The sequence below is a fragment of the Shuttleworthella sp. MSX8B genome, from assembly GCF_000524295.1.
GTDB classification, from domain to species: domain Bacteria; phylum Bacillota; class Clostridia; order Lachnospirales; family Lachnospiraceae; genus Shuttleworthia; species Shuttleworthia satelles.
This window is the reverse complement of record NZ_JAQT01000017.1, coordinates 1-1,487: the sequence shown is the minus strand read 5'-3', so window position 1 is coordinate 1,487 and position 1,487 is coordinate 1. Positions and strand designations below refer to the sequence as shown.

General features: G+C 45.8%; 1 protein-coding gene. It reads left to right on the top strand.

Annotation, left to right across the window (positions count from 1 at the left end; translation table 11 throughout):
• Positions 1 to 42: 42 nt before the first annotated feature.
• On the top strand, positions 43 to 1,487 hold a 1,445-nt coding region (locus HMPREF1508_RS04800; protein WP_044959955.1), incomplete at its 3' end, for a GbpC/Spa domain-containing protein.

Sequence of the window (1,487 nt, the reverse complement as noted above, 5' to 3'; positions counted from 1 at the left end):
AGAAACTCAAAATTGGCAGAAAGACAAAAACAAGGAGGAAGTATGAAAGGAAAGAGCAGAGCGATCAGCAAAAAGCTGTCAGCGATTACTTTGTCATGCCTGGTAATGTTTGGTACGGTTGGAGCGGTGTTGCCGACCTATGCGGCAGACCCCGTCAAGGGAATTGAGATCAAAGCAGACCGAACGGAATTAGATCAAAGCGTTTCCGATGCCAAAAGTGCCGGTGCTGAGATCGTGCAGGATGCTGACGTTGACAAGGGCGTGGTGAAATCCGAGGCGGAAGCCGACAGCAAGAGGGCGGAAATCGAGGCGGATTATAAGCAGCAGGTGCAGCAATTAAAGGATACAAAGAAGGCTGTGCAAAAATATAGTCAGGACAAGAAGAAATACGACGAGGCCAAGAAGAAGTATGATGCAGAATTGGCCAAGTACAATATCGCCAAGAAAAAGTATGACACTGACTTAGCTGCTTACAATAAGGCAATGGAAGAGCTGGAGAAAAAGAAAAATCAAGACGGATATATGAACCCGCCTTATGGCCAGCCCTTAATTTTCAAGTCTGAGCCAAACGCGAAGCTGACCCTCTCCGGAAAGAAGTATACAAAGGATGAATTCAACAATACGGTAAAATCCTGGAACCTGGGAACAGAACCCTGGAGATATGCATATTTTGATATGCTAAATAATGGTCAGCCGGGATCTGCAGCCAGAGTTATGCTGGAAAAGGATAAACCCTTTGTCGCGACCTACACGAACCTGCAGAATTCGAGCTACAAAGGGAAGAAGATCTCCAAGGTGGTTTACACTTATACCTTTAAGGGAATTGACGGGGTCAACAATGTCCCCGATAAACTGCCTGTTATTTTGCAAAAGGATCCGACGGTTACAATTTGGTATAACGATTTCTTCGGAAGCGCCAGAATCAACTTAAAGGCTCAATTTTATGATGATCAGGGGCAGTTGATTGATCCGACGGGAAGCTTGCTGAACTTTTCTTCTTTGAACCGTGGTAATGGCTCAGGAGTGGTTTATGTAGATGCAATTGAGAAGGTAGCAGCTTTTAACGGTGAATTTGTGCCAATCTCTGGTTCGTCGATTAAGGTTCAGCCGGATGGCGGTGCTTATGCGAGCACGGATAATACATCAACGGCAAGAGGATCGAAATTCAACGTCCAGGATTGGGACAACGAATCCTCCGCGAAACAATGGTATGGTGCGATTGTAGGAAGAGTTACGAATTCTGAAATTAGTTTGGATATGGCCTCTTATCGAAGCGGATGCGTATGGTTTGCCTTGAATTCTGACGTAAAGGCGATTGGATTGCCTACGCAGCCTGTAGAGCCCACGCCTCCCACGCCTCCAACAGAGCCTGAAAAGCCCGGTAAGGTGGCCTATCACTATGACATTCTCTATGTGCAGTCACAGGTAGAGAAGAATGTCCTGGATGAAAACAATCAGAATATTAACAATGGTACTGTTAAGACCGG